The organism is Armatimonas sp. (assembly GCF_043760365.1).
In the GTDB taxonomy this organism is placed as follows: Bacteria; Armatimonadota; Armatimonadia; order Armatimonadales; family Armatimonadaceae; genus Armatimonas.
Genome location: NZ_JAYUPA010000167.1, coordinates 1 through 2,173 on the forward strand (window position 1 = coordinate 1; position 2,173 = coordinate 2,173).

The 2,173-nt window shown below is 54.9% G+C and carries 1 protein-coding gene and 1 pseudogene; one reads left to right on the forward strand and one right to left on the reverse strand.

Annotated features, from left to right (window positions below):
- Positions 1 to 402, forward strand: a pseudogene (locus ACH2EH_RS04180) (hypothetical protein); the annotation flags it as partial.
- Positions 403 to 505: 103 nt separating this feature from the next.
- Here ACH2EH_RS04180 and ACH2EH_RS04185 read toward each other — a convergent pair.
- On the reverse strand, positions 506 to 2,173 hold a 1,668-nt coding region (locus tag ACH2EH_RS04185), incomplete at its 5' end, for an ATP-binding protein (RefSeq protein WP_395139242.1).

The following is a 2,173-nucleotide window of genomic DNA, read 5'->3' on the forward strand; positions in this document are numbered from 1 at the left end:
GGATACTTCAGCTCGGTGAGTGGAGGGCATCAAAACACCGCCAGTGTAATCGGTTCCTCGGTGAGTGGAGGAAGTAACAATACCGCCCGATCAGACTTCTCTTCGGTGAGTGGAGGGTTTCGGAACTTTGCCAATGGCCCTATTTCCTCCGTGAGTGGGGGGTATCTAAACACGACCACAGGAAACCTCAGCTCGGTGAGCGGAGGGCATCGAAACACCGCAAGCGGGGAGTATTCCTCTGTGAGCGGGGGCGGCATGAACATCGCTAGTGGACACTACTCCTCTGTGAGCGGTGGCAGAAGCAACGACGCCACGGGTGGCTACGTTGCTGGTCTAATCTTCCCGTTGCCTTGGAACGGCCTTGGCCCCACGTGGATAACCGCTGGCAATAGCGGTCACTAGAGGTGACACCGGTAAACTGGCGCTGGCTTGCTTTGAGTAAGCCAGCGCCAGCTTACTGAGTCACGTCTCCTTTTTGAGCGACCGCGTTGCTGGAAAACGCGACCTACTCGCCACTCTCCTCCAGCGCGTAGGCGACAGCCTGCTCCATAGTCATCGCGCGGCCTTCCTGCCACGCACGGTCAAAGGTTTTATTATCTGCAAGGACTTCGCGTGTTTGGGCTGCCTGCTGTTTGTGGTATTCTCGTATCGCAGAACCTAGAAGTTTATAGCCTGCCTGTTCATCAAGCTGTTCGACTGCACCCCATAGCCGTGCTGCTCTAATCTTCTCACCAAGATCCGCAACGATCGCGGAAAGGCGCGCAATTGTTATTGTGGTGTTCGCGGGATTACCTAGCTTTCGAAAAATTGCAAGGCTTTGCCGGCAGTGTTCGCGGGCGGCCGTCGTGTCCCCCTGCCCTTGGGCCATGGTTGCCAAGCTGATGAGTGCTGAGGCGGTGCCTCTCCTATCGCCGATTTTCTGAAACGTCTTCAGACTCTCCTCTAAATACTCACGTGCGCTACTGAAGTCTTGCTGGTTCAGGGCATCATTGCCAAGGTTAATTAGTATCAACGCAATGCTTCTTTGATCTCCAAATTCCCGAAATACCGAAAGGCAATCCATTATTAATTCCATCTTGGCTTGATGGTCACCCCGTTCAGAGAGGAAACGGCTTAGACGCCACTGACAAATAGCAATTCCGTATCGGTTGCCGAGATTTTGATAGATTGCTAATGCATCTTGGTCAAATGCCTCGCCCGTGTGCATGTCACCATCGTCAAAAGCGACACAGGAAAGTCGCACCAGTGTTTTTGCCACAGCAAGTAAATCTCCAAGTTCCCTCGAAATGGCCAAGCTTTCCTCCAAATGGGCAAAAGCAAGTTTGTGATTCCCTTCGTGCCAAGCCAACTCACCGGAGCCGTAGAGAGCCAGTGCCCTCATTTTTTTATCTAAGTCTTCAATCGGCTCAGCCAGCAGGATCGTAAACAAGTTTCGACCTTCCCTTAAATAGCCACGTATCACCCACATCAGAGAAAATCCGGCGGCTAGCCTGAAGCCCGTTTCCTTATTTCCTCCTTCTCCAGATGACCAGCGCAAAGCCTCTCGAACGTTATCCTGCTCGATCTCAAGGCGGTCTAGCCATAGTGATTGATCTACCCCACGCAGGTTTGGCTCTGCTTCTTCCGCCAACGAAATAAGAAACTGGGCATGCCTCTCACGCACGCTTGACATCTCCTCGGGCGACAGTTGGCTCTGGGCGTACTCACGCAGCGTCTCCAGCATACGGAAACGGATACCACCCTCACCGCTCTCAACCGTCGTGATCAGCGAGCACTCACGAAGCTGAGCAAGCATGTCCAGCGCCAGAGGTTCGTCGCAGACTGACTCCGCCGCTTCCAGAGACCAACCGCCACGAAACACGCAAAGCTGGCTGAAGAATCGCTGAACGTCGGGAGTCAACAACCGATAGCTCCAGTCAATCGCAGCACGGAGCGTCCGCTGGCGCTCCGCAAGGCCACGCTTGCGGCTCACCAGAAACTCGAAACGGTTCCCCAGCTGAGAGAGCATCTGGGATGGAGACAGAACCAGCGCACGCGCCGCAGCAAGCTCGATGGCGAGTGGGATTCCCTCAAGACGGTCGCACAGCTCCGCAAGCGCCGGGGCGTTACTGTTCGTGATCCGAAAGTCCGGCTTGGCAGCCTGAGCACGGTCCACAAACAGACGGACGCTCTC